Source organism: Thioalkalivibrio sp. AKL7, assembly GCF_000381705.1.
GTDB classification, from domain to species: domain Bacteria; phylum Pseudomonadota; class Gammaproteobacteria; order Ectothiorhodospirales; family Ectothiorhodospiraceae; genus Thioalkalivibrio; species Thioalkalivibrio versutus.
Genome location: NZ_KB906949.1, coordinates 130,064 through 152,536, shown reverse-complemented (window position 1 = coordinate 152,536; position 22,473 = coordinate 130,064). Strand labels below are relative to the sequence as shown.

Here is a 22,473-nt window from a genome sequence, read left to right as displayed (position 1 = left end):
CTCGTGATTGCGGCGGGCTGGGTTAGCGCGGATAGCCCTGTGGGACCGAGGGCAGCAACGGGCCAAAACAGGACTCGTTGCGCGACCAGGCCACTTGCTCCGCATTCCATTCCAGGATCACGGGCTTGCCGTCGGCCTGGATGCAGACGTCCCAGCCGATGAAGCGCAGATAGGGGATGCGGCGGTGGGCGTTCAGGCAGAGCTCGCGCACGGCGCCGAAGTTGGGGATCCGCAGGCCTTTGACGTCAGTGCCACTGTCCGGGTGGACCGAACCGATGCTGACGCAGACCGGGTCGCGCAGGTGGCCATCCAGCCAGCCTCCGCCGTCCACGCCGACGAAATAGCCGCCGGTGGAGACGTTGTCGGTGCGCTGTCCTTCGCGCCCGAGGCGCAGAAAGTGGTTCAGGATGCGCAGCTCGCCGGATTCGGGATCGAGGAAGGTCAGGACCCGCAGGGTGTTCACCGAACTGGCATTGATTCTCGCGATATCGGCGTGCTGCTCGATCAGGGGCTGCACGATGCAGTTGCCGGGAATCCGGGCGAGTTCCTCGGCGACGCGGTCGGCGGGCGCAAAGGTCACGCCGAGGCCCTGACGCCCCTCGTCGGGCTTGAGGACGTAGCTCTTGTCGTCTTCGAGACGGGCGAGGGCGGCAGCCAGCGGTTCCGGTGTGCCCCGGGCGTCCAGATACTGGCCACCCACGCGCACGAAGATGGGCGGTACGACGCTGTCCGGGAACAGGCGGGAGTCCATCGTCTTGAGTCCGCTCAGGCGGCGGATGTCCTGGCGGTTCCACAACGGATTGAGGTGTTCGGTGTAGTAGTCGTCGCCGATCCAGCCCTCGATGAACTCGCGGCGGACCTCGGTGTAGGCCGCCAGCCATGGCCACCAGGAATCGCTGCCGTAGGTTTGAGCGGCGTAACGCTTGATCTGTTGTAGGACCGGGCGCGTCACCACCGATTCGCCATGCGCGCGGATCAGCTTTTCGCGCCACTGGATCGCGATCTTGCGCGACTTCTGCAGGTGGCGCAGGTGCACCGCACGCGCAAGGGTGCGCGCGAGGCGTCCGCTGTTCTTGATCTGCAGGGGCTGGGATTGAACGTGTGTCACGGGCATTTCCTCGGTTTGCATCGGCACGCCGGCTTCAGCCGTGGGTGCCGGAGGGCGCAGCGTCGGTAATCGACTGGACCGGAGACTCGGTCGTCCCGGGTTCGGTGACCAGGTCGTCGAAGCGGCCCACTGACGTGAACGAGCCGCGCTCCAGGTGGGCGACCTGATCGCAGGCCCGCACGGTGCTCAGACGGTGGGCAATCAGGATGATGGTCTTGCTCTGCGCCAGGGACTCGATCGCCTCCATCACGGCGCGCTCGGTGGTGGTGTCGAGGGCGCTGGTGGCCTCGTCGAATACCAGGACATCGGGGTCGTGGTAGAGGGCGCGGGCGATGCCGATGCGCTGGCGTTGACCGCCGCTCAGGCGCACGCCGCGCTCGCCGACCATGGTGGCGTACTGCTCCGCCATGTCCTGGACGATGAAGTCGTGGACCTGCGCCATGCGGGCGCAGCGTTCCACCCGGTCGTGGTCTATTTGTGCGGCCGGGATACCCAGCGCGATGTTCTCGGCCACGGTCGAATCCGTCAGGAAGATGTCCTGGGGCACATAGCCCAGGGACTGTTGCCACGCGCGCAGGTTGGCATCCGTGACGGGCTGGCCATCCACCAGGATGGCGCCCTGGGTCGGCCGTAGCAGGCCCAGAAGCACGTCCACCAGGGTCGTCTTGCCGGACCCGGTGGTGCCGATGATGCCCACCGAGCTGCCAACCGGGATTTCCAGATCAATGGACTGCAGGGCGGGCTGGTGGGCGCCCGGGTAGGTGTAGTCGATGCCCTTGAGCTGGATGGTCTGGCGTGGGACCAACGGCTGCGGTGCACGTCGATGCAGCTCCGCGAGGGCCTCGCGTTCACGCAGGTCGGCGGTCACGCTTTCCACGGCCGCAGCGCCGAAGCGCAGTTTGGCGAGGCCGGCGTAGATGTGCTGCGCGGCGGGCAGCAGGCGATAGCCGGCAAAGGCATACAAGCCGATGATCGGGAGGATCTCGCCGAGGGAATCGGTACCCGTTCCGCCCTGGGTGTGCAACAGGATCAGGGTCAGCGCGATGATGCCGCCGAAGCCGATCGCCTCGATGAGGAATTTGGGGACCTGGGCGATGGTCTGGTTGGTGGCCTGGTGCCGGGCCTGGCGCTTGGACGGCGCGTCGAAGCGCGACAGGTAGGCGTGCTCGCGGCCCAGTAGCTTGATGTCCTTGATGCCGCCCAGGGCCTCGCCGGCGGCGGTGAAGCGCTCCTTGTTGGCGCGCGAACGATCGCGCCCGATGCGTCCGAGCAGGCCGCGCACGAACACAAAGATCGTGCCGTACACGCCGCCAATGACGACCGCGACTCCCAGCGCCAGCCACGGGTCGACGATGACGAGCAGCGCCGCGATGGCGAGGGTGACCACCAGGTAGGCCACCATGGTGATCCCGGGGCGGAAGACATTGAGTACCAGCTGGTCGACCTCCGAGAGGATGCTTTTGGCCATGTCGCCGCTGTGGCGATTCAGGAAAAATGCATACGGCTGGCGCAGGTAGGTCTCCAGGAGTCGCTTACCGAGGCTGTGGCGGCGCATCTCGATGAAGCGGTTCATCGCAAAGTGCGTGAGTGTGCGAAACACCGCCGAGAACAGGATCAGTGCGAAGGCTGCGGCGCCCAGGGCAAAGATGAACTGGTCCACCGAGGTGAAGCCCAGCCCGGTGTAGAGCTGGTTGAGCACGGGGTTGGTGTGGACCAGTTCAGGGTTTCCAAGCACGGACAAGAACGGCATGACCGATGCCACGCCGGCGGTTTCCAGTATCGCCATCACCATCACCATGCCGAGCACCAGGGCGCCCCGCCGTCTCTCGGCCGGGGTGAGCAGTCGCAGGGTCTTGCGGTAGATGCCCATCAGGCGGCCGCCCGGTAATACCCCAGGTACCAGTCCACGAAACGGGCGATGCCATCCTCGACGGTGGTGGTTGGTTCGTAGCCGGTATCGGCGCGCAGGGCCTCGACGTCGGCGTAGGTATCCGGCACGTCCCCCGGCTGCAGCGGCAGCAGGTGCTTCTGGGCCTTGCGACCCAGGCAGTCCTCCAGCACCTCGATGTAGTGCATCAGCTCCACCGGACGGTGCGCGCCGATGTTGTACAGGCGATAGGGCGCGGAACTGCTCGCGGAGTCCGGGGCCGCGCCACTCCACTCGGGGTTCGGGGCCGCGGGCCGATCCAGGGTGTGGATCACGCCCTCGACGATGTCGTCGATGTAGGTGAAGTCGCGGCGGTGTTGGCCGTAGTTGAAGACGTCGATCGGCTCGCCCGCCAGGATCTTCTTGGTGAACATGAACAGCGCCATGTCCGGGCGGCCCCAGGGGCCGTAGACAGTGAAGAAGCGCAGTCCGGTCACCGGCAGGTCGTAGAGATGGCTGTAGGTATGTGCCATCAGCTCGTTGGCCTTCTTGCTGGCGGCGTACAGGGTGAGCGGGTGATCGACATTGTCGTGCACCGAGAACGGCATGGTGGTGTTGGCGCCGTAGACCGAGCTCGAGCTGGCATAGACGAGGTGCTCGACGCCGTTATGGCGGCAGCCCTCCAGGATGTTGCCGAAGCCGACCAGGTTGGTGTCGACATAGGCCGCCGGGTTCTCCAGCGAATAGCGCACGCCGGCCTGGGCCGCCAGGTTCACCACCCGCTGCGGCCGGTGCTCGCGGAACACCCGTTCCACCGCCGCTCGATCGGAGATGTCCTGCTGTTCGAACACGAAGTGCTGACGGGCGCCGGGGAAGGCGCGTATGTGATCCAGCCGGGCCCGCTTCAGGCTCGGGTCGTAGTAGTCGTTCAGATTGTCGACACCGATCACGGTGTCGCCACGTTCCAGCAGGCGCAGGGCCAGATGGGAGCCGATAAAACCTGCCGCGCCGGTGATCAGGACTTTCATGTCGCCTTTCCCTCGTCGGATGAATGGCGGCTGTTTCCGGACCACAAGCCCGCTGTAGGGCGGTGTGATGGAGGTCCGGGACAGTCGCAGATGGACGGAACGCGATGGATTCAAGCACCCCCATTCAGGGCCCTGCAACGCCGTTTCCGGGAAACGTGAGGTCGATCCGCCGAAGCTGTGAACAGGCCCGTAAGTTTCGTGTTTGGGCGTTGTCCCCCGGGGGGGGTGCGCCGATATTCTGCGCCAGTTCGGCGACGATCCTGCTCATTCGTGACAGGGTTACCCCGCTTGAGGCCCAAGCCGCCCGGGTTCGCCACGATCACTGGAAGCCCCGCAGCTGCTGGCACGGCAGGCGTTGCGGTAATGCGCGAAAGAGGATGATCCATGAACGAGACAACCCCCATTCGCTGGGCCCTGTCGCTGGTCACGCTACTGGCGCTGAGCGGTTGTGCCTGGGCACCTGGCGGGCATATCTCCGAGCGCAGCTCGAGTGCCCCGGTCGAAGATCTGGTCGACATTGAACCGATTACGTTCGGTCTGATCCGGGCACAGGAGCAGCGCTCGGTACCGCCGGACCTGCGGCGGGCGAGCGATGATTTGGTGCGGGACGTCGACGAGTACGACTACCGCGTGGGTCGTGGCGATGTGCTGGCGGTCATTGTGTATGAGCACCCGGAGCTGACCATCCCGGCCGGGAGCGAGCGGTCGGCGGTGGAATCGGGCAACACCGTGCATTCGGACGGCACGATCTTCTATCCGTATATCGGACGGGTGCATGTGGAGGGGCGCACGGTCGCGGAGGTGCGCGATCTGATTGCGCGCGACCTGGCGGCCTTTGTGAACGAACCCCAGGTCGAGGTGCGGCTCGCCGCGTTCAACTCGCAGAAGGTCCGGGTGACGGGCGAGGTGCGCGAGCCGGGTGTGCAGCCCATTACGAACGTCCCGCAGACGGTGCTCGATGCCATCCACCACGCCGGTGGTCTGGCGGACACGGCCAACTGGCATGAGGTGATCCTGACCCGGGACGGGGAGGAAATCGTCGTCTCGCTTTACGAGATGCTGCGCCATGGGGACATGTCGCAGAACCGGCTGTTGCGTGATGGGGATGTCCTGCACATCCCGGACACCGCCGGCCAGCAGGTCTATGTGATGGGCGAGGTGGGTGATCCTCAGCGCCTGCCCCTGGGCCGTGGTCAGGTCACCCTGATGGATGCGCTGAGCCAGGCTGGAGGCTTCAACGAAACCCGGGCGGATGCCAGCGGGATCTTCGTGATCCGCCGTGCACCACCCGAGAGCGACAAGCTCGCGACCGTCTATCAGCTGGACGCGCGCAATGCCTCGGCACTGATGCTCGGGGCCGAGTTCGAGCTCGAACCGCTGGACATCGTCTATGTCACCACCACGCCCCTCGGGCGCTGGAATCGCGTGATCAGTCAGATCCTGCCCACCGTGAGCGCGGTCTATCAGGCATCGCGGACCACGCGAGATGTTCGAAACCTCAGCGACGACTTCTAGCCATGTTCAATCGGATTCTGGTGGTTTGTACCGGCAACATCTGCCGCAGCCCCATTGGGGAAGCCCTGTTGCGTAATCGTTTGCCCGAGCGCGCGGTGGAATCCGCCGGCCTTGGGGCCCTGGTCGGGGAGGGCGTTCACCCCGAAGCCCGGCGTCTCGCCGAGGCCGACGGCCTGGATGTCTCGGCACACGTGGCGCGTCAGGTGGAGCCGGAGCTCCTGCATCACGCCGACTTGGTGCTGGTCATGAGCGAGCGGCAGAGGCAGGCAGTGGGGGCGCGCCACCCCGAGGTGCTGGGCAAGACGATGCGCTTCGGTCACTGGCTGGAAGATGGCCGGGGCCGTGATGTTCCTGATCCCTATGGCAAGAGCCCCGAGGTATTCGGGCAGGCACATGCCCTGCTCGTGGAGGCTGCCGACGCCTGGGCGCGGCGGCTCAATCGATGATCTTCGACACAGGTAAATCCCGATGACCCAGAATCATTCTCCCGGGGGGCCGGAAGGCGAACTGGATATTGGCCGACTGCTCGGTCAGTTGCTGGACCACAAGTGGTGGATCGTGGCGATCACGGTCCTGTTCGCAGTGGCGGGCGCGATCCATGCGACGCTGTCGACTCCGATCTACCGGGCCGATGCGCTGGTGCAGGTCGAAGACATGGGGCGTTTCAGCAGCCCCCTGGCCAACGTGCGTGAAATGCTGGGGCAGGAACCCCGGGTCGAGGCCGAGCTACAGATCCTCCGCTCCCGCATGGTCCTCGGACGCGCGGTCGACCAGGAGTCGCTGGACCTGGTGGTGCGCCCGCACCGCATGCCCGTGGTGGGGGACTACCTGGTGCGGCGCGGCATGGAGCGCCCTGCCTTTGCAGGTTCGAGCGTCTGGGCGGGCGAGTCCCTCAATGTTGGCGACTTCCGGGTGGCCCGTGCATACGAGGGACACACCTTTACGCTGGAGGTCCTGGATGACAACCACTATCGCCTGTTGGGCGGCGATCGCGACCTGGGCGAGGGCCGGGTCGGCGCGGACGTGGAGTTTCTTGATGGCGACGTGCGGCTCCGGGTGGCCGAACTGGAGGCGGCCCCTGGGGCCCGCTTCGATATCCAGAGGCGTTCCCGCCTGGCCGCGATCAATGGCCTGCGCGCCCAGTTCGATGTCGGACAGCAGGGTCGGGAGAGTGGCGTGTTCAGCCTGGCCCTGACCGACCCGGACCCGGACCATGCGCGCCGCATCCTGAATACAATCAATCAGATCTACCTCACGCAGAACGTTCAGCGCAAGGCGGCCGAGGCGGAGAAGAGCCTCGATTTTCTGGAGGAGAAGGTTCCGGATGTTCGCGAACAACTGCAAACGGCCGAAGACGCCCTGAATGAATACCGGATGGAGCGCGAGAGCGTGGACCTTTCGCAGGAGACCCGCACCGTGCTGGACCGGCTGGTCAACCTTGAGCGTCAGCTCAATGAGCTGGAGTTCGAAGAGGCGGAGATATCCCGGCGGTATACGCCCAGCCATCCGACCTATGCGGCACTGATCGAGAAGCGTCAGAAGTTGCGAAGCGAGCGCGGCCGGTTGAATGAAGAGATCGGTGCGCTGCCGGAGACCCAGCAGCAGATCCTGCGCCTGAACCGCGATGTCGAGGTCAATCAGGACATCTATGTGCAGTTGCTGAATCGCATGCAGGAAATGGATATTGCCCGGGCCAGTACGGTCGGGAATGTCCGCATCCTGGACGATGCGCAGGCCGGCCTCTCGGCGGTGGAGCCGCAGCGCAGGATGATCGTGATGTTGTCCACGGTCTTTGGCGGTGGCCTGGCCATTGCGCTGGTGCTGGTCCGCGGGATGTTGACGCGCGGTGTGGAATCCCAGGAAGAGATCGAGGGTATCGATCTGCCTGTGTACGCCAGTGTTCCCCGGTCGCGGCAGCAGGAGAACCTGCTGCGCAGGGTCAAGCGGCGGCGTCAGCCGCGCGGCTTCGACGTGCCGGGTGGCGTGCTCGCCTCCCTTGACCCGGCCGACGACGCCATCGAGGCGCTGCGCGGACTGCGCAGCAGCCTGCACTTTGCGATGCTCGAAGCCGGAGACAATCGCCTGGTGATCACCGGGCCGAGTCCGGATGTCGGCAAGAGTTTTGTATCGGTGAATCTTGCCGCGGTCTGTGCTCAGGCGGGGCAGCGGGTCCTGGTCATTGATGCCGATCTGCGCAAGGGGCATGTGCATCATGCGTTCGGGCAGCGCAGTGACGGGGGCCTGTCGGAGTATTTGGCCGACCGCGAATCGCTGGACGGGATCCTGCGAGGCACCGAGATCGATGGGCTGCACTACATCGCCCGCGGGAGTGCTCCGCCGAATCCGTCGGAGCTGCTGATGGGGGATCGTTTCAGCCGTCTGCTGGAGCAAGTCAGCCGCGACTACGACTTGGTGCTGATCGACACGCCCCCGATCCTGGCGGTGACCGATGCGGCCGTGGTGGCACGTCAGTGCGCGACCACCCTGATGGTCGTGCGTTTCCAGCTGAATCCGCTGCGCGAGATCGAGTCGGCCCGGAGGCGTCTCGAAGCGGCCGGGGTCGACGTGCGCGGTTGTATCCTGAACTCGATCGAGTACAAGGCCTCGACCAGTTACGGGTACGGTTACTATCACTACTCCTACAAATAGCGCTTCCTGACAGGGATTGGCGGTCGCGAACGCGCTAACCCGAGGCCCCGGCTCTTGCCGGGGCCTTTTTGTGGCAGGGCGGGTCGCCGGAATCGATTGCGGCCGTGTAGGTGCAGAGGGTCGGTATCACCGGCCTCGCGAGACTCCGTGAAGGTCGAACTCAAGCGCAAACGGGGGAGAGTGGGCATTCAGAAGGCCCGACATGGGAATAGACGGCCTGCCCGGCTGGCATCCTGGCACGGGCCCCGCGCCGCCAGGGGGTTGTGCATGCGGCCGGGCTGAGGCTGGACTGGTCGCTCTGCCAGCGCAAAGGGCGGCGGGTCTGGTGGAAGCGGTATCCGGGCCCCGAGGGACCCGGATACCTAAGAGTTATCGCCAGGTGGCGCCGGGCTCGTCCCAGTAGCGACCGAGTTGGCGCTCCTCGGTGATGTCGAAGAGCTGATGGCGCCGGTTCAGGCGCGCCCCACCGTCGCGGGTCAGCGGCTGCCAGGCGATGTTGGCCCGGTTGCGGCTGGAGGTGGAGAAGAATGAATCGTAGGGGATCGACAGGTACAGACCCTTGTCGAAGCTGCCTTCGCCGAAGTCGTCGCCGGCGTCGGTGAAGGTCGACCAGGCACCAACCACCACGCCATTGTCGAACTGGCGCGAGAAGTCGAGTGTGGTCCCGAGATCCCCTGCGAGATAGCGGCCTACGCTGACTCGGGCATGGATGTCCTGGATACCGGTATCGAGATAGGAAGTGACGTGCCCGGTCACCTGTTCATAGTCGCGCAGGCCGAACTGCTGGTCGAACTCGCGCTGGCGGACCCAGTTGGCATCGACCCCCAGGGCCCAGCGGCTGTTGAACGGCCGGTACAGGATCTCGCCCCCGATGCCGGCGTACATGGTCTCCAGCAGGCCGCCGTAGGCCATTGCGTACCAGTCCTGGCCGAGACGCTGGGTATGCGTGGCTTGCAGGTTGGAGACCCCCACGCCGGTCTCGGCCAGGTAGTCCCCGATGTGCGTGCGCACGCGGGGCAGTTCGGAGTCGGCGATGTAGTCATAGTTCTCCAGGTTGTCCAGCAAGGTGGTGGAGAGCATCGACGAGATCCAGGTGCCCTGGCTCAGGAAATAGCTGGCGTCCAAGTAGGCCGAGAGGCGATAGAGATAGCCATCCGGTCCGCCAAAGTTCTGCTCCAGCGAGGGCCCCATGCCCCATTCGAACCGGCGCGGTTCGGCTGCGTAGAGCACCTCGCCGCGATCGTTGTCGGTGGGCTTGGCATCGCGTACCCGCACACTGTGGCGGTAGTCGGTTTCGTGATCGGCCGAAGCCAGGGCACGGCCGAAAGCCTCGCGATCGTGCAGGCTCTCGCGCAGATCGAGACCGAGGGTCTGCCAGCGATACTGGAAGGTATGAATGCCAGCTTCGGCCTGGGCCTCCAGCAGGCGGTTGGCGCGCCCTTCGGACTGCTTCAGGTCGCGGAAGCGGCTGGGCTGGCCGGTCACCTGAATGGTGTCGCCGACCTGGCGAATCTCGGTCACATGAATCCCGGCGTTGGCATTGAGGTCCGCGGCGACCGCGTCCCAGTCGCGGCGGTCGAGATGCGCGGGTTCGACCGGGGGTGGATCATCGGCCTTGGGCTGCGAGAGTCGAGCCAGATTGGTCGTGAAGTGCAGGCCGACCATCGCGGTGTTCCCGCGCTGCCAGCCGGCATGCAGTTCCACGTTGCTGGTCAGGCGCAGGCGGGCGCCAAAATTGAAGCGCGAGTCCTGTTCCTGGGCATTGCTCTGGGGCTCTTGTTGATAGGTGTTGCCCTCGTACTCGACCTGCAGCAGCAGGCGATCCCAGGGGGTCTGGTATTCCACCCCGCCGAACAGCGCGGCGGGACCGCGGAACATCTGGTGCGTGGCGACTTCGCCCCCCTGGCCGCCGCCGGCGGACCGCGGGCGGCGGTCGAAGCTGTCGTGGATCCAGCCCAGCGGCGATTCGATGTCTCCGTGGTTACCGAGGTAGCCCCAGCCGAGCCCGAGGGAGAAGTCGAGGTTGTTCCAGCGTTTGCTCGCGACCAGATATTCGCCGCCGAACAGGGTCGTGCCGCCGAGATCCTGAAAGCCCACGGCCACCTCCGGGATGTACCGGGTCTCCTGCTTCAGGCGCAGCTTCATGTCGACGCCCTTGTCGATGTTGTAGCGGTCATCATCACCGGCCGCGAGGTAGGCCCGGTTTTCCACCTGGACGTAGCGGAAGCCCAGTTCCATCCAGTCCATGGGCTGGACGAAGACACTCCAGCGGCGATAAGGGAAGGTGCGATTCCAGCCTCCCGCGAAATGGCCGGCATCGCCGGTGCGGGCTGTCGGGGTTTGCATCAGGCCGATGCCACCGGTGTCCCGCTGGCCCAGGCCGAGTCCGAAGTCCTCGGCCTGGGCCGAGGGAATGCCCAGGCCGACGAGTACGGCGGCCACCAGGCTGCGGCGGCGCAGGCGCGAAGCGGTAATGTTCATGGGAGGGTCCGTAATGTGCAGTTGTCACCCGGCAGGCGAGTGGCGAGAAAGCGCGGCAGACGATGGTTGAGCAGGTCCCCCTCCAGGGTGCCTCCAAGGTCGCGGATGTTGAGATGGGCCATCACCCGGGTGCCGGGGGCGATCGTATTGTCTTCCCTGTTCCAGGCCGCGACCCCGAACACATGGACTTCGCCAAGCGGTGTCACTACGGCGGCCGTATCGGAGCCGCGCACCGCGGCGCGTGGCGGACGTGACAGGAGGTCCTGCAAGGTCATGCCCGGGTCCCATTCGTGGCGCTGAACGCCGTCCATGGACCACAGCTCCACCCAGTCGGGCGGGTCGCAGTAACCGATATGTTCCAGGTCCGTCGCCGTCGGGGTATGCCGCAGGTTGGCCAGGAGCCAGGGCAGATCGAGACGTTCCGCGCTGCGCGCATGGGGGGTGGGCTCCATCGACTCGACCGTACGGCTCCAGTTGTCCAGCGCTTGCGCGACGTGTGGGCGCCCGGCGATGTCCATGGTTTGTGCGATCAGTTCAATCTCGGCCAGGAGCCGCCTGCGTTCGTGGTCGACCGGGCGCATATCGCGGCTGCGCAGGCCAAAGCTGTAGGCCCAGTCGATTGGCGCGGACAGCTCGCCTTGCCAGGCCACCCAGTGATCGGTGAGCGGGGTCTCGGCGGGCGAACGGTCGGCCAGGCCCGCGGACGGAGCCGCGGCCAGCAGACACAGGGCCAGCCAAGGGAAACGGATAGGGTGTTGCATCAGGCCTCCTGCCGGGGCTACCACCAGGGGCGAGCCACCTGCCAGGCGATCATGGGGCCGCCCGGCCAGGCCTGGCCGTCGTATGCCCATAGATCGCGGGTTTCGGGGTCGCGCCAGAGTTCGGCACGGGTAGTGCCGTCCCCTTGCCAGTCGATTCGCTCGCGGCAACGCTCGAGCTCCAGGGTCGCCAGGGGAAGGTCCCGCGCCGAGGGTGCGGCACACTCGAGGGTGCCCTGGCCGACGTGGCGCACCACGGTTCCCGAGTCATCCCGGACATGGCGTTCGATCCGGTAGCCTGCGGAGGCCTCGCCGCGCCATGGGGGCGTTTCCAGGTCGGGGTGGTGGGTGCCAAGCAGGTCGGCGCCGAGGCCGGCGGTGGCAAACAGGCCCCCGTCGTGCAGTTGGAGCGACAAGCCCTCGGCACTCGGCCAGTACGTGTGTCCATTGGACATCGCCCCGAGGATCAGCAGTCCCCGGTGATGTTCGGTGTGGACCGCGAGCGAGGCGTAGGGGATTTCCTCCGCGCGGGAAGACGCATCCGGGCCACCGGATACCATGCTTTGCAGGGATGCCCCCAGCGGTGTGGGACCGCCACTACCGCAGGCCGTGATCAGGCTCACGAAAATTCCCAGGCCCAGACATGCGAAAGCCGCCCGGAGGCGGCCTTCGCGAAGGAAGAGCGGATTGGTCCGCATGGGCGTGCGTTACCGGGTGCCCGTGGCCGGGGTGGTACCGCTACCCGGAGTGGTGCCCGTGCCCGGGGTGGTCCCGGTGGACGCGATCAGGCCGACCAGGCGGCCGGAACGGGTGGCGATGCGCGAGACCGCGCCGGGTTCGGAGCGGGCCGCAGCGGAGATGCCGCCCGACGGGGAGCCGCCGGCGACCGGAGAGTTGGGGGTGCCCTGCGGGGCACTGGCGCTGGCGCCCGCACTGGTCCCAGCGGAGGGGCCTCCCGCGCCCCCGGCCGACTGGGCCATCAGGGGGCTGGATGCGAAAACGCTGGCAACAATTGCAGTGGCGAATATCTTCTTGATCATGGTCACGTTCCTCACTTCACCGGGGGTGTCGTTTACCGAGGGACAGTGTAGGAATGGATGTCCGCCGGGAACAGCAGACGGGGTTGATTCTGAGAGGTGAATGGGAGGTTTCGCGCACGTGTCTTGAACCAGTTGGAAATTTTGCCTCCTGGAGGTCACATTCGTGGGTGGTTCTTGTCCCGCGGACCCTTTCACGAAGCGTTCAGCTTGGCCGGTCTAGGCTTAAGGAAACACTGATTAATGCGCACACTCGCGTTGGCACGCCAGGTTTTCCGAGACAAGGCGCGGTCCGCAGCCGGTAGTGGTTCTACCGGCAAGGGGTGCAACGCAGGATCGGGGAACCTGGGGTGCCAACCCCACAAACCATGAAAAGCAGGGGCTCGGCCGCCCGTTGTTGATCAAAAACGGGCGTGCGCACGGCGTTGCGGCTCCCTTGTGCAGAATGACTGCACGGCAGTCACCGCGCCTTGTTCGCACGCAAAAGCGACTCGAGCGCGAGTGTGCACATTAATCAGTGTTTCCTTAATGGCGAGACCGAATCGCGCAGCCCCCCGGGCCGCGCAATGGAGGCAGAGATGACAAAACTAGTGCTGTTCCTGGTGGCAGCGGGCCTGATTTTGCTGTTGTCGGGGTGTCAGACGGTGAGCAAGCAGCAGACGGGGGCCCTGATCGGGGGCGCGGCAGGCGGTGTTATCGGCAGTCAGATCGGGGGCGGGCGCGGGCGTACTGCGGCGATTATTGCCGGGACCCTGGCGGGTGCGGCGGTTGGCGGTTCGGTGGGGCGGAGCATGGATGACGTAGACCGGATGCGCGTGTCGCGTACGCTGGAGACGGTCCCGGATCGCCAGAGCTCGACCTGGCGCAACCCGAATACCGGGCATCAGTACCACGCCACACCGACCCGGACCTACCGCTCCTCGGGGCAGGACTGCCGCGAGTACCAGGTGCAGGCCACCATGGACGGCTACCCCGAAACGATTAACGGCACGGCCTGCCGTGATGCCAGCGGGCGCTGGGTGGATGTTTAGAGGGAACCCCTGGGGCCCCGGGCGACTTGTCCGGAGGCGGGTCACCCGGAAGACGGCCACAAAAAAGCCCCGCATGAGCGGGGCTTTCTCGTTCCGGGGTTGCCCCCGGAAGGGGGTGCGAACCGATCAGGACCTGCGGTACATGTCCTCGGTGGTCGGGACGTAGCCGAGGTTGTCCTCGCCGATGCCCTTGACCTTCGGTTCGTTGAGGTCGCTGATGCGCACATTACCGTCCTGGCTGCGCAGGTAATCGGCGACGCCGTCCCAGATGTCGACCCCGACACCGCCGGGCACGCTCTGTTGCACGCTGGCCCAGCCGGCGACGACGTATTCCTTGTCGGCGTCCAGCTTCCTGCCGTCCAGTTCCATTTCGGAGATCCGGTTGCCGGCACTGGCGCTCGGGTCGATGGCGTACTTCAGGCCGCCGACACGGACCATGTCGCCGCCCTGCTGGTAGAACGGATCGGCGTTGTACAGGTTGTCGGCCACGTCTTCCAGGATCTCCTTGATCTGGGCACCGGTAAAGGCGTTGCGGGTCATCTCCGGGTAGGTGAGACCGGTCTGGTCCATCACGTGCTCGAAGGTGATCGGCATGCCCGGCAGCACGGTGGTGCCCCAGCGGAAGCCCGGGGAGAACGAGATCTGCGCATCGTTGTATTCAATCAGGCCATCGCAGATCAGCTGGTCGAAGGTGCCGTTGAAGTTGCCGCGGCGGAACAGCAGGTCCTCGGTGACCGCCAGTTCCTCGGACAGCTTCTCCTCCATGTTGAAGGTCTCGCCCTTCCAGGTGACCTCGCTGTTGCGCATGTTGTGGATGTAGGTCGCCATTGCCGGGTCTTCCGGCAGCATCTCGGCGAACACCGGCACGAGGCGGTATTCCCAGTCCTTGATTGCGCCGTCGCGGAAGTCGAAGTCCAGCACGCCGACGAACTTGGCGTTGGAGCCGGCATTGGTGACCAGGCAGGTCCCGCCGTCGGGGCGCTCGACTGGCAGGGGCTGCGGCACGGCGTCATGGGTATGGCCGCCCATGATGGCGTCCAGGCCCTCGACCATGCCGGCCATCTTGATGTCCACGTCCATGCCGTTGTGCGACAGGGCAACGACGATCTCGGCGCCTTCGGCACGCGCGTCGTTGACGGTCTCCTGCATGTCGTCCGGACGGATGCCGAAGGACCACTGTTCGACCATCCAGCGCGGGTTGGCGATCGGGGTGTAGGGGAAGGCCTGGCCCACCACCGCCACGTTCACGCCGTTCATCTCGCGGATCACGTAGGGCTTGAAGATGCGGTCACCCCAGTCCACGTCGCGCACGTTCTGGGCGACGAAGTCGATGCCGGCATCGGCGAAGTCGCCGTTCACGACCTCTTCCACACGGTCGGCGCCGTAGGTGAATTCCCAGTGACCGGTCATGACGTCGATGCCCAGCAGTTTCTGTGCATCGACCATGTCCTGCGCGTTGGTCCACAGCGCGGAGCCGGAGCCGCCGCCCCAGGTGTCGCCGCCGTCCAGCAGGAGGGCGTTGGGTCGCGAGTCACGCAGCTTGTTGATCAGCGTCTTCAGATGCGCAAAGCCGCCTACGCGACCGTACTGTTCGGCCGCCTCCATGAAGTTCAGGTTGGTATAGGCGTGGGCGTAGATGCTGTCGCGTTCGATGTCGTAATGCTTGAGGAAGTGCTCGCTCACGATGTGCGGCGGACGGTTACGCATGTCCGCCACGCCGAGGTTGACGTTCGGCTCGCGGAAGTACACCGGCTTCAGCTGGGCGTGGCAGTCGGTGTAGTGCAACAGGTGCACATTGCCGAAGCGATCCAGGGTGTCGTAGGGATCACCCGCAGTACCGCCCTTGTTGTTGCTGCAGGCGGCGGTGCCCAGGGGGAAACCGGCGGCGCTGGCGGCGGCCAGTAACTGCATGAATTCTCGGCGTGAGATGTGCATGAGGAGTTCTACCTCTCTTGTCCGGGTGAATTGGTGGTGGGTTTTCGGGCAGTTCTATGACTGTCGGTAGACGAATGGTCCTGCGGGAACATTCCCTGCGTACGCGGTTTCTATCGCCGGTCCTCGCGCGCCTCGCGTGCGGTCTGTCGGGCCGTGTCGCGCTTGTCCTCGATGCGTTGACGGTCGCGCTCGCTGGCATCCGAGGCGTCCATCCCCGCCTCGAACTGGCGCACGGCCTCCTCGTACTGGGCGCGATGGAAGAAGTATTCGGCCATGGCCTCGCGGCTGATTGCAATATACCCGGCCGCGTCCGCGATGTCCGCCTGCAGGCGCAGGAGCTCCGGATTGGGGGCCGCCTCGCGGCGGATCATGTCGGACAGGATGCGAATGGCGCGGTCGGGCTGCCCGAGGTCCCGGTGGACCCGGGCCAGGCGTTCGCGGATCACCGGGTGGCCGGGATACACCGCGTCCAGATCCTCCAGCCGCTCCAGCGCCGCGCTGTGGTCGCCTTCCTCGCGCAGCAGTGCTGCGAACGCGAGTTCGAGGGTCAGTCCGGGGGCGTCCGCCGCATCGAGGCGTTCGAGCTGTTCGCGGGCGCGGCCGGGTTCGCCGCGTTGGAGATAGGCGACCGCCGCCCCGTAGCGCTGCTGGGGCGAAGGGGTGTCCGTTGCGCGGAAGCGTTCCAGGGTTCGCCGTGGATCCTGCAGCGCCTGCATGCGCGCCTGCATCCACTGGAATTCGGGGCCGCGGTTGCGGGTGTCGCTGGCAGCCATCTGGTTGGCGCGGTTGCGGGCGTCGGTGATCCGGTCGAGGGTGACCGGGTGCGTACGCAGGTACTCCGGCACCTGGTCGCCGACCCCGCGCGAGAGTTCTTGCAGGCGCTCGAAGAAATCGGCCATCGCATTGGGGTCGAAGCCGGTGCCTTGCAGGATCTGCATCCCGGCACGATCCGCCTCGGCCTCGTTTGCGCGGGTGAAATTGATCTGTTGCTGGATGCCGCCGGCCACACCCCCGGTAATGATGGCCGAGCCCAGGGTCGGATCCACCGCCGAGGCAAGGATGCCCGCCAGGATGGCGAGGCCGGTGGTGAAATTGATGTCGCGCCCGCGCGCGAACATGCGCGCGAGGTGCCGTTGGGTGACGTGGGCGATTTCGTGTGCGACCACGGCGGCCAGTTCGGCCTCGTCGCGGACCTCCAGCATCAGACCCGCATGGATGCCGATAATGCCCCCGGGCATCGCGAAGGCGTTCACCTGGCTATTGTCGATGGTCAGGAAGTAGAACGGCCCATCGGCGCTGGGTGCGTTGGCCAGCAACTGGCGTCCCAGGGAGTCGACATAAAAGACGATCTCGGGATCGGTCACCAGGGGGGCGCTGCGGCGGACCTCGCGTAGCAGGGAGCGGCCGAGCTCGCGTTCTTCCGCCGGGGTCAGTACGCCGCCGGAGGCCTCGCCCAGGTCGGGCAGGGAAACGCCGCTGGAGTGGGCGGGTGGTACCGCCAGGCTCGCCACCACCAGAAGGGCGGCGAGCAGGAAATGGACAATAGAGGGCATGCCGCGAGGGCCGGCGGGCGCCGGCCCTCTGGTGTGGGCATGCCGGGGGCGGTCGTTACTTGCCAAGCCCCGGGGCCGACGAATAGGTGCGCATGCTGTCGCGGGTTTCCCACAGCTTCGGCTTGAGCATCGCCGCAGGCACCATGAACTTCTTGCGGTCCAGCACCTTGTGGGTGCGGACGAGCTTGATCACGTCGTCGTAGTCCATCTTGAACAGCAGGCCCACGTCGCCGCCGGAGGTACGCCGCGCGATCATGTAGTTGTCCTGCATGTCGTGCACGTAGATGTTGGCAGGGCGCAGCTTGCCGTTTTCGTCTTTCAGCGTAACGGCATAGTGGCCGTCCACCTGGAATTCGCTCTTGTCCACCGGGATATCCTCCGCGAAGCAATGAAGCTGATGAGTCTGCATCAGCGTTTTCTTAAGCGTGGGCGACGATAGCAGAACTTTTCGTCCCGGGCGACCATCCACCTCTCCTCGCTTGGTCTTGTTTGCATTTCCGATCGGTTTCGCTATGCTCCGCGCCCACTCCTTGCGTAGAGCGGCCGCCGGTCAGAGCTCACGCGACGAGTACGGCATCCCCCGCAAGTGAACGACCCGGAGCGCAGCGTGTACGGATTTACCGAGATCACCCCGGACGAACTGGAACAGTGGCGCAGCGAGGGCAAGAGCTTTCGTTTGCTGGATGTGCGCTCGCCGGGCGAGACCGGTCGCGGCGTTATCCCGGGGGCCGAGCTTGTCCCGCTGGCCACCTTGCCGCTGCGCAAGGACGAGTTCGCCGGTAGCGATGCGCCGGTGGTCATTTACTGTCAGAGTGGGGCGCGTTCCGCCCAGGCCTGCGCCTTTCTCGCCCAACAGGGGGTGGACTGTGCAAGCAGCCTGCGCGGCGGCATTGTCGGGTGGGCCCAGACCGGAAAACCGGTGGTAAGCCCGGATTAGAATTCGGTTGTATTCCGATGCCGATTCGCCTATAAGGGGGAATTCGGTGGATTACCGTTCGGTAATGGCTGCAGTGCACGGGGCCCAACCGGACCGCAGTACACGACTGATAAAACGCACTCAAAGGAGAGAAACGATGGCCAACTTTGACCAAGAACTCGATGCTTCCGGCCTGAACTGCCCGCTGCCGATCCTGCGCGCCAAGAAGGCGCTGGCCGCGATGGACGCCGGCCAGGTTCTGCACATCATCGCGACCGACCCGGGCGCCGTGAAGGACTTCCAGGCGTTTTCCAAGCAGACCGGCAACGAGCTGATGGAGCACAAGGAAGAAGGCGGCAAGTTCTACTTCCTGATCAAGAAGGGCTAAGGCGCTTCAAGTGCTTGATTCGGGGCGGCAATTCGCAAGGGTTGCCGCCCCGAATCCTGAATAACGATGGTTGCCATGCGGTAACTGGATTGGTGCCTGGACGAGGTCTAGGCTGGCTGCGCAAGGTTCACAAGAAACCTGCATCGCCTAAAGCGAAGAGGTGTGAGATATGGCGACATACGCTGAGATGCAGCAAATCTTCGACGATATTCGTGGAGATTTTCGCTACGACCACGAGCTTAACGGCTGCCTGAACTGCGGCATCTGCACGGCCACGTGTCCGTCCGCCCAGTTCTACGATTACTCGCCGCGCGAGATCGTGCAGCTGCTCTGGACCGAGAACGTCGAGCAGATCTACGACGCGATGCAGGAAAAGATCTGGGCCTGCGCCCAGTGCATGACCTGTGCGGCGCGCTGCCCGTTCAAGAACTCCCCTGGTGGCCTGGTCGCGATCATGCGCGAAGTGGCCATCAAGCACGAGATGCAGTCCGCCAAGGACGTGCTTCGTCCGTTCGGCCGCGTCATGCTCAAGCTGATCACCACGGGGAACCAGCTGTCTCCCGATATGATCCAGCCCGATCACTTCCCTGACTGGGGCCCCAACATCCAGAAGGTGGAAGGTGATCTGCGCATCCTGCGCAAGGCGATTCCGGTGAAGACGCTGCAGACGGTCGAGACCGCCTGGGAAGTGTCCCTGAAGACCTCGGTGGAGATGTACACCATCTGGGAAATGACCGGAGTCCTGAAGTCCCTCGAGCTGATGGACGAGAACCTCTTCGACGTGATCGAAGACTTCATCGACGAGAAGCGCGAGGACTACGAAGACTGGCTCGAGGAGCAGGAAGAGGAAGACGACGAGTAAGTCGTCCACCGATTCCCGCATCCAAGACATCAGGAGAAGCGTTATGAGTGAACAGACCCCAGGCAATCACAACCAGAATGGTGAAGGCGCTGGCGCCGGCACCATGAAGCCCGGTTCCCACAACACCGACGGGCAGGGCATCGCCGGTCACGGTTCGTTCTTCCAGTCGACCGACCTGTCGAAGGAAGACGCAGTCAAGGCCACCGACTGGGTGCGCAAGCACGTCGACCGCCGCACCGTCGACCTTGGCGACCGCATGGACGACGTCCGCGAGCATATGTACGAGCTCGAGAAGGACGGCCAGATCATTATTCATCGCATCAACGATGAACACGAGCCGATGTCGGTGAAGACCCTGTTCGGCTGGGACAAGAAGATCCCGACCAAGCAGCTTTGGCACCACAAGTCCTGTGGCCAGTGCGGGAACATCCCTGGCTACCCGACCTCGCTGTTGTGGTTCATGAACAAGTTCGACTTCGAGCCGGGCAAGGACTACCTCGACGAAACCGACCAGACCTCCTGCACCGCGTGGAACTACCACGGCTCCGGTATCGGGAACGTCGAATCGCTCGCTGCCGTGTTCCTGCGCAACTTCCACCAGGCCTACGTCTCCGGCAAGCAGCACGGCCACGAGCTGGGTCATTTCTTCCCGCTGGTGCATTGCGGCACCTCCTTCGGCAACTACAAGGAGATCCGCAAGTACCTGATCGAGTCCGCCGAGCTGCGCGAGAAGGTCACCAAGATCCTCGGCAAGCTGGGTCGCCTGGTCGACGGCAAGCTGGTCATCCCGGAAGAGATCATCCACTACTCCGAGTGGGTGCACGTGATGCGTAACCGTATCGCTTCCGAGCTGCAGACCATCGACGTCTCCAACATCCGCACCACCGCTCACGTGGCCTGCCATTACTACAAGATGGTCCACGAGGACGCGGTGTACGATCCGACCGTGCTGGGCGGCAACCGTACCGCGATCATCACCTCCACCGCCCAGGCTCTGGGTGCGCAGGTGATCGACTATTCCACGTGGTACGACTGCTGCGGCTTCGGCTTCCGCCACATCATCTCCGAGCGCGAATTCACTCGCTCGTTCACGATGGATCGCAAGATCCGCGTGGCCCGCGAGGAAGCCAACGCCGACGTGATGCTGGCCAACGATACCGGCTGTGTCACGACCATGGACAAGAACCAGTGGATCGGCAAGGCACACAACCAGAACTTCCAGATCCCGATCATGGCGGAAGTCCAGTTCGCGGCCCTGGCCTGCGGTGCGGACCCGTTCAAGATCGTCCAGCTGCAGTGGCACGCGTCGCCCTGCGAGGACCTGGTCGAGAAGATGGGCATGTCCTGGTCCGAGGCCAAGAAGACCTTCCAGGAATACCTGAAGGAAGTCGAAGCCGGCAATATCGAATACCTCTACAATCCTGAACTCGCTTACGGGGGCAAGGTCTGATGCAGCAAGATACCGTTCTAGTAGTGGGTGGTGGGCCGGCCGGTCTGGCCGCTGCCGCCAATGTCAACTCGGCCGGCTACAAGGCCGTGGTTGTCGAGAAGGAAGACGTCCTGGGCGGCGCCCCGATCCTGTCGGGTTACGCCAAGCTGGTGCCTTCCGGCGAGTGGGCCAAGGACGCCATTGGTCGCATGGTCAAGCGCGTCGAAGACGACGCCAACTCGACCGTGCACAAGAGCGCCAAGGTCGAGAAGCTGGAAGGCGAGGCGGGTAACTTCACCGCCACGCTGACCAACGGCGAGTCCGTCCAGGCGGGCGCCGTGGTTCTGGCCACCGGCTTTACCCATTTCGACTCCATCAACAAGCCGGAGTGGGGCTTTGGCACGTATGAAGACGTGCTGACCACCACCCAGATGGAACAGATGGTGGGCAGCGGCAAGATCGCCTGCCCGTCCGACGGCCGCGTGCCGGAGCGCGTCTGCATCCTGCTGTGCGTCGGTTCCCGTGACCGTCAGATCGGCCGCGAGTGGTGCTCCAAGATCTGCTGTACCGTCTCCGCCAACCTGGCGATGGAGATCAAGGAGATCTCGCCGGAAACGGACGTGTTCATCTACTACATGGACATCCGGACCTACGGCCTGTACGAAGACAAGTTCTACTGGAAGTCCCAGGAAGAGTTCAAGACCAAGTTCGTCAAGGCCCGTATCGCGGAAGTGACGGCCTCGGGCGATGGTCGCCTGCTGGTCAAGGGTGAAGATACCCTGGTCAAGCGCCCGATCATCATCCCGTTCGATATCGTCGTGCATGCCATTGGCATGGATCCGAACGCCGATAACCCCGAGCTTTCTCAGGTCTTCGGTATCGGTCTCGAGAAGCACGGCTTCATCGAGAAGGCCGAGCAGTACACCAACACCTGTGGCACCACCCGCAAGGGGGTCTACTCCTGTGGTGCGGCCTACGGTCCCGAGACGATCGACGACTCGATCGCCCAGGGTGCCGCCGCGGGTGGCCGCGCGGTTGCGGATCTGCATGCGCTGGTTCAGAAAGCCGGCTGAGGTCGTCAGCGACGACGCGGCTTCGGGGCTGGTCCCGGAGCCGCTTGAGGTTACCTTTGACAAGGAGATCCTCGCGTCCAAGCTCTCCACCCTGAAAGAGGCCATCGCCGAAGCGGGCGGGGTCGATGGGCTGGAGACGTTCATCGAGGCCTTGCGTTCGAAGCACGAAGTCTTTGCGGCGATCGTGGCCAAGGGCGACGAGATCGATGCAGAGGATGTTCGGGCCCTTGGGGGGCTGATATTTTCGGTTCGCCGGAAACTGGTCACCCTGATGGCGGAACGGCAAGGGGCCCTGGTGGACGGGGTACGTGCCCTGGTCCGCCCGGATGTGGATGTCAACGACCGCCTGGCCGCATTCGCGGACCTGGCGGCGGATGACAAGAAGCTGCGCCGGGCGATCTGGGACTTCGGTGCCGAGATCCTGCATTTTGCAGATCCCGACGCCGTGCCACTGGCTTGTCGCTGGGTCTGGGATACGTCGACCACGACCGGGTCGTTGCGCGAGTTCATTCGCGCCAACGACACGCTGCGGTCGATCCCGATCGGGGAGTCGGTCGGTGCGATCGAGGGAGCGCGGCGCTGGTTTTACGAGGCGCTGGCGGAAGAGGGCTTTTACCGTGACCTGCCGTTCGTGACGGATCTGGTCTGGGTCCAGGCCTATTCGGACTACGCCCGTTCGCTATCGATGAGTTTAGGGATGATCGACAACCAGTTTGGTGGCAAGCAGGATCCGCTGGAGCTGGCGGTGAAGATGCTGGGGATCGATTCCCCGGAAGGTCGCCTGAAAGGAACCGATGCGTCGCTGCATTGAATAACGGAACGAACTTGAGCCTGGCAAGACAG

The 22,473-nt window shown here is 64.7% G+C and carries 20 protein-coding genes; 10 read left to right on the top strand and 10 right to left on the bottom strand.

Annotation, left to right across the window (positions count from 1 at the left end; all coding sequences use genetic code 11):
- Positions 1-22: 22 nt before the first annotated feature.
- The 3 genes from G315_RS0105690 to G315_RS0105680 are packed head-to-tail and all read right to left on the bottom strand — an operon-like array spanning position 23 to position 4,003.
- Positions 23-1,108: a sugar-transfer associated ATP-grasp domain-containing protein gene (locus G315_RS0105690; RefSeq protein ID WP_026182000.1), complete on the bottom strand. Its 1,086-nt coding sequence runs from the start codon at positions 1,106-1,108 to the stop codon at positions 23-25.
- Positions 1,109-1,142: 34 nt separating this feature from the next.
- A complete protein-coding gene (locus tag G315_RS0105685; RefSeq protein WP_019612083.1) occupies positions 1,143-2,978 on the bottom strand; it encodes an ABC transporter ATP-binding protein in 1,836 nt (611 codons plus the stop codon).
- Positions 2,978-4,003 (bottom strand): NAD-dependent epimerase, encoded by a 1,026-nt coding sequence (locus tag G315_RS0105680; protein WP_019612082.1) that lies wholly within the window; start codon positions 4,001-4,003, stop codon positions 2,978-2,980. Before G315_RS0105680 ends, G315_RS0105685 begins: the two co-directional genes overlap by 1 nt.
- 384 nt (positions 4,004-4,387) lie before the next feature.
- Between G315_RS0105680 and G315_RS0105675 the strand changes: the two genes are divergently transcribed.
- From G315_RS0105675 to G315_RS0105665, 3 genes are read left to right on the top strand one after another with little or no spacing between them, the layout of a single operon-like run.
- Positions 4,388-5,518, top strand: coding sequence for a polysaccharide export protein (locus tag G315_RS0105675; RefSeq protein ID WP_019612081.1), 1,131 nt, complete (start codon positions 4,388-4,390; stop codon positions 5,516-5,518).
- A gap of 2 nt (positions 5,519-5,520) precedes the next feature.
- Complete coding sequence (locus tag G315_RS0105670) at positions 5,521-5,964, top strand: low molecular weight protein-tyrosine-phosphatase (RefSeq protein ID WP_019612080.1); 444 nt, start codon at positions 5,521-5,523, stop codon at positions 5,962-5,964.
- Positions 5,965-5,986: 22 nt separating this feature from the next.
- Positions 5,987-8,167, top strand: coding sequence for a polysaccharide biosynthesis tyrosine autokinase (locus G315_RS0105665; protein ID WP_019612079.1), 2,181 nt, complete (start codon positions 5,987-5,989; stop codon positions 8,165-8,167).
- Between the two features lie 369 nt (positions 8,168-8,536).
- Here G315_RS0105665 and G315_RS0105660 read toward each other — a convergent pair whose 3' ends face one another.
- The 4 genes from G315_RS0105660 to G315_RS0105645 form a co-directional block, all read right to left on the bottom strand.
- Positions 8,537-10,627, bottom strand: coding sequence for a YjbH domain-containing protein (locus G315_RS0105660; protein ID WP_026338826.1), 2,091 nt, complete (start codon positions 10,625-10,627; stop codon positions 8,537-8,539).
- 17 nt (positions 10,628-10,644) lie between these two features.
- The gene (locus G315_RS0105655) at positions 10,645-11,409 is read right to left on the bottom strand and encodes a capsule biosynthesis GfcC family protein (protein WP_019612077.1); all 765 of its coding nucleotides are present in this window, start codon (positions 11,407-11,409) and stop codon (positions 10,645-10,647) included.
- Positions 11,410-11,426: 17 nt separating this feature from the next.
- Positions 11,427-11,966, bottom strand: a complete 540-nt coding sequence (locus G315_RS0105650) for a YjbF family lipoprotein (RefSeq protein WP_026181998.1) — start codon at positions 11,964-11,966, stop codon at positions 11,427-11,429.
- A gap of 147 nt (positions 11,967-12,113) precedes the next feature.
- Positions 12,114-12,446, bottom strand: coding sequence for a hypothetical protein (locus G315_RS0105645; RefSeq protein ID WP_019612076.1), 333 nt, complete (start codon positions 12,444-12,446; stop codon positions 12,114-12,116).
- A gap of 575 nt (positions 12,447-13,021) precedes the next feature.
- On the opposite strand from G315_RS0105645, the gene G315_RS0105640 reads away from it, so the two are divergent.
- The gene (locus G315_RS0105640) at positions 13,022-13,474 is read left to right on the top strand and encodes an RT0821/Lpp0805 family surface protein (RefSeq protein ID WP_018144014.1); all 453 of its coding nucleotides are present in this window, start codon (positions 13,022-13,024) and stop codon (positions 13,472-13,474) included.
- 126 nt (positions 13,475-13,600) lie between these two features.
- Here G315_RS0105640 and soxB read toward each other — a convergent pair whose 3' ends face one another.
- The 3 genes from soxB to G315_RS0105625 form a co-directional block, all read right to left on the bottom strand.
- The gene (soxB, locus tag G315_RS0105635) at positions 13,601-15,409 is read right to left on the bottom strand and encodes a thiosulfohydrolase SoxB (protein WP_019593684.1); all 1,809 of its coding nucleotides are present in this window, start codon (positions 15,407-15,409) and stop codon (positions 13,601-13,603) included.
- A gap of 110 nt (positions 15,410-15,519) precedes the next feature.
- Complete coding sequence (locus G315_RS0105630) at positions 15,520-16,962, bottom strand: M48 family metalloprotease (RefSeq protein ID WP_019612075.1); 1,443 nt, start codon at positions 16,960-16,962, stop codon at positions 15,520-15,522.
- A gap of 55 nt (positions 16,963-17,017) precedes the next feature.
- On the bottom strand, positions 17,018-17,371 hold the full coding sequence (locus G315_RS0105625; RefSeq protein WP_018144011.1) for a hypothetical protein: 354 nt from the start codon (positions 17,369-17,371) through the stop codon (positions 17,018-17,020).
- Positions 17,372-17,569: 198 nt separating this feature from the next.
- On the opposite strand from G315_RS0105625, the gene G315_RS0105620 reads away from it, so the two are divergent.
- The 6 genes from G315_RS0105620 to G315_RS0105595 all read left to right on the top strand — a co-directional run bounded on the left by G315_RS0105620 (position 17,570) and on the right by G315_RS0105595 (position 22,441).
- The gene (locus G315_RS0105620; RefSeq protein WP_019612074.1) at positions 17,570-17,899 is read left to right on the top strand and encodes a rhodanese-like domain-containing protein; all 330 of its coding nucleotides are present in this window, start codon (positions 17,570-17,572) and stop codon (positions 17,897-17,899) included.
- Between the two features lie 136 nt (positions 17,900-18,035).
- Positions 18,036-18,266 carry a sulfurtransferase TusA family protein gene (locus G315_RS0105615; RefSeq protein ID WP_018144009.1) on the top strand — a complete coding sequence of 77 codons (231 nt, stop codon included), beginning with the start codon at positions 18,036-18,038 and terminating at the stop codon, positions 18,264-18,266.
- 187 nt (positions 18,267-18,453) lie between these two features.
- Complete coding sequence (locus tag G315_RS0105610; protein ID WP_017941141.1) at positions 18,454-19,128, top strand: 4Fe-4S dicluster domain-containing protein; 675 nt, start codon at positions 18,454-18,456, stop codon at positions 19,126-19,128.
- Between the two features lie 43 nt (positions 19,129-19,171).
- Entirely contained in the window at positions 19,172-20,578 is a 1,407-nt protein-coding gene (locus tag G315_RS0105605) for a heterodisulfide reductase-related iron-sulfur binding cluster (RefSeq protein WP_018144008.1), read from the top strand.
- Between the two features lie 23 nt (positions 20,579-20,601).
- A complete protein-coding gene (locus G315_RS0105600) occupies positions 20,602-21,630 on the top strand; it encodes an FAD-dependent oxidoreductase (protein WP_026338825.1) in 1,029 nt (342 codons plus the stop codon).
- A complete protein-coding gene (locus G315_RS0105595; RefSeq protein WP_026338824.1) occupies positions 21,569-22,441 on the top strand; it encodes a hypothetical protein in 873 nt (290 codons plus the stop codon). The genes G315_RS0105600 and G315_RS0105595 overlap by 62 nt, the downstream gene beginning before the upstream one ends.
- Positions 22,442-22,473: the final 32 nt, after the last annotated feature.

Bases quoted from the DNA above. Each gene is read 5' to 3' on its own strand.
- G315_RS0105685 (WP_019612083.1), bottom strand. From the start codon at position 2,978: ATGGGCATCTACCGCAAGACCCTGCGACTGCTCACCCCGGCCGAGAGA.
- G315_RS0105605 (WP_018144008.1), top strand. From the start codon at position 19,172: ATGAGTGAACAGACCCCAGGCAATCACAACCAGAATGGTGAAGGCGCT.
- G315_RS0105675 (WP_019612081.1), top strand. From the start codon at position 4,388: ATGAACGAGACAACCCCCATTCGCTGGGCCCTGTCGCTGGTCACGCTA.
- G315_RS0105640 (WP_018144014.1), top strand. From the start codon at position 13,022: ATGACAAAACTAGTGCTGTTCCTGGTGGCAGCGGGCCTGATTTTGCTG.
- soxB (WP_019593684.1), bottom strand. From the start codon at position 15,409: ATGCACATCTCACGCCGAGAATTCATGCAGTTACTGGCCGCCGCCAGC.
- G315_RS0105650 (WP_026181998.1), bottom strand. From the start codon at position 11,966: ATGGTATCCGGTGGCCCGGATGCGTCTTCCCGCGCGGAGGAAATCCCC.
- G315_RS0105680 (WP_019612082.1), bottom strand. From the start codon at position 4,003: ATGAAAGTCCTGATCACCGGCGCGGCAGGTTTTATCGGCTCCCATCTG.
- G315_RS0105630 (WP_019612075.1), bottom strand. From the start codon at position 16,962: ATGCCCTCTATTGTCCATTTCCTGCTCGCCGCCCTTCTGGTGGTGGCG.
- G315_RS0105645 (WP_019612076.1), bottom strand. From the start codon at position 12,446: ATGATCAAGAAGATATTCGCCACTGCAATTGTTGCCAGCGTTTTCGCA.
- G315_RS0105655 (WP_019612077.1), bottom strand. From the start codon at position 11,409: ATGCAACACCCTATCCGTTTCCCTTGGCTGGCCCTGTGTCTGCTGGCC.
- G315_RS0105625 (WP_018144011.1), bottom strand. From the start codon at position 17,371: ATGCAGACTCATCAGCTTCATTGCTTCGCGGAGGATATCCCGGTGGAC.
- G315_RS0105610 (WP_017941141.1), top strand. From the start codon at position 18,454: ATGCAGCAAATCTTCGACGATATTCGTGGAGATTTTCGCTACGACCAC.
- G315_RS0105670 (WP_019612080.1), top strand. From the start codon at position 5,521: ATGTTCAATCGGATTCTGGTGGTTTGTACCGGCAACATCTGCCGCAGC.
- G315_RS0105615 (WP_018144009.1), top strand. From the start codon at position 18,036: ATGGCCAACTTTGACCAAGAACTCGATGCTTCCGGCCTGAACTGCCCG.
- G315_RS0105665 (WP_019612079.1), top strand. From the start codon at position 5,987: ATGACCCAGAATCATTCTCCCGGGGGGCCGGAAGGCGAACTGGATATT.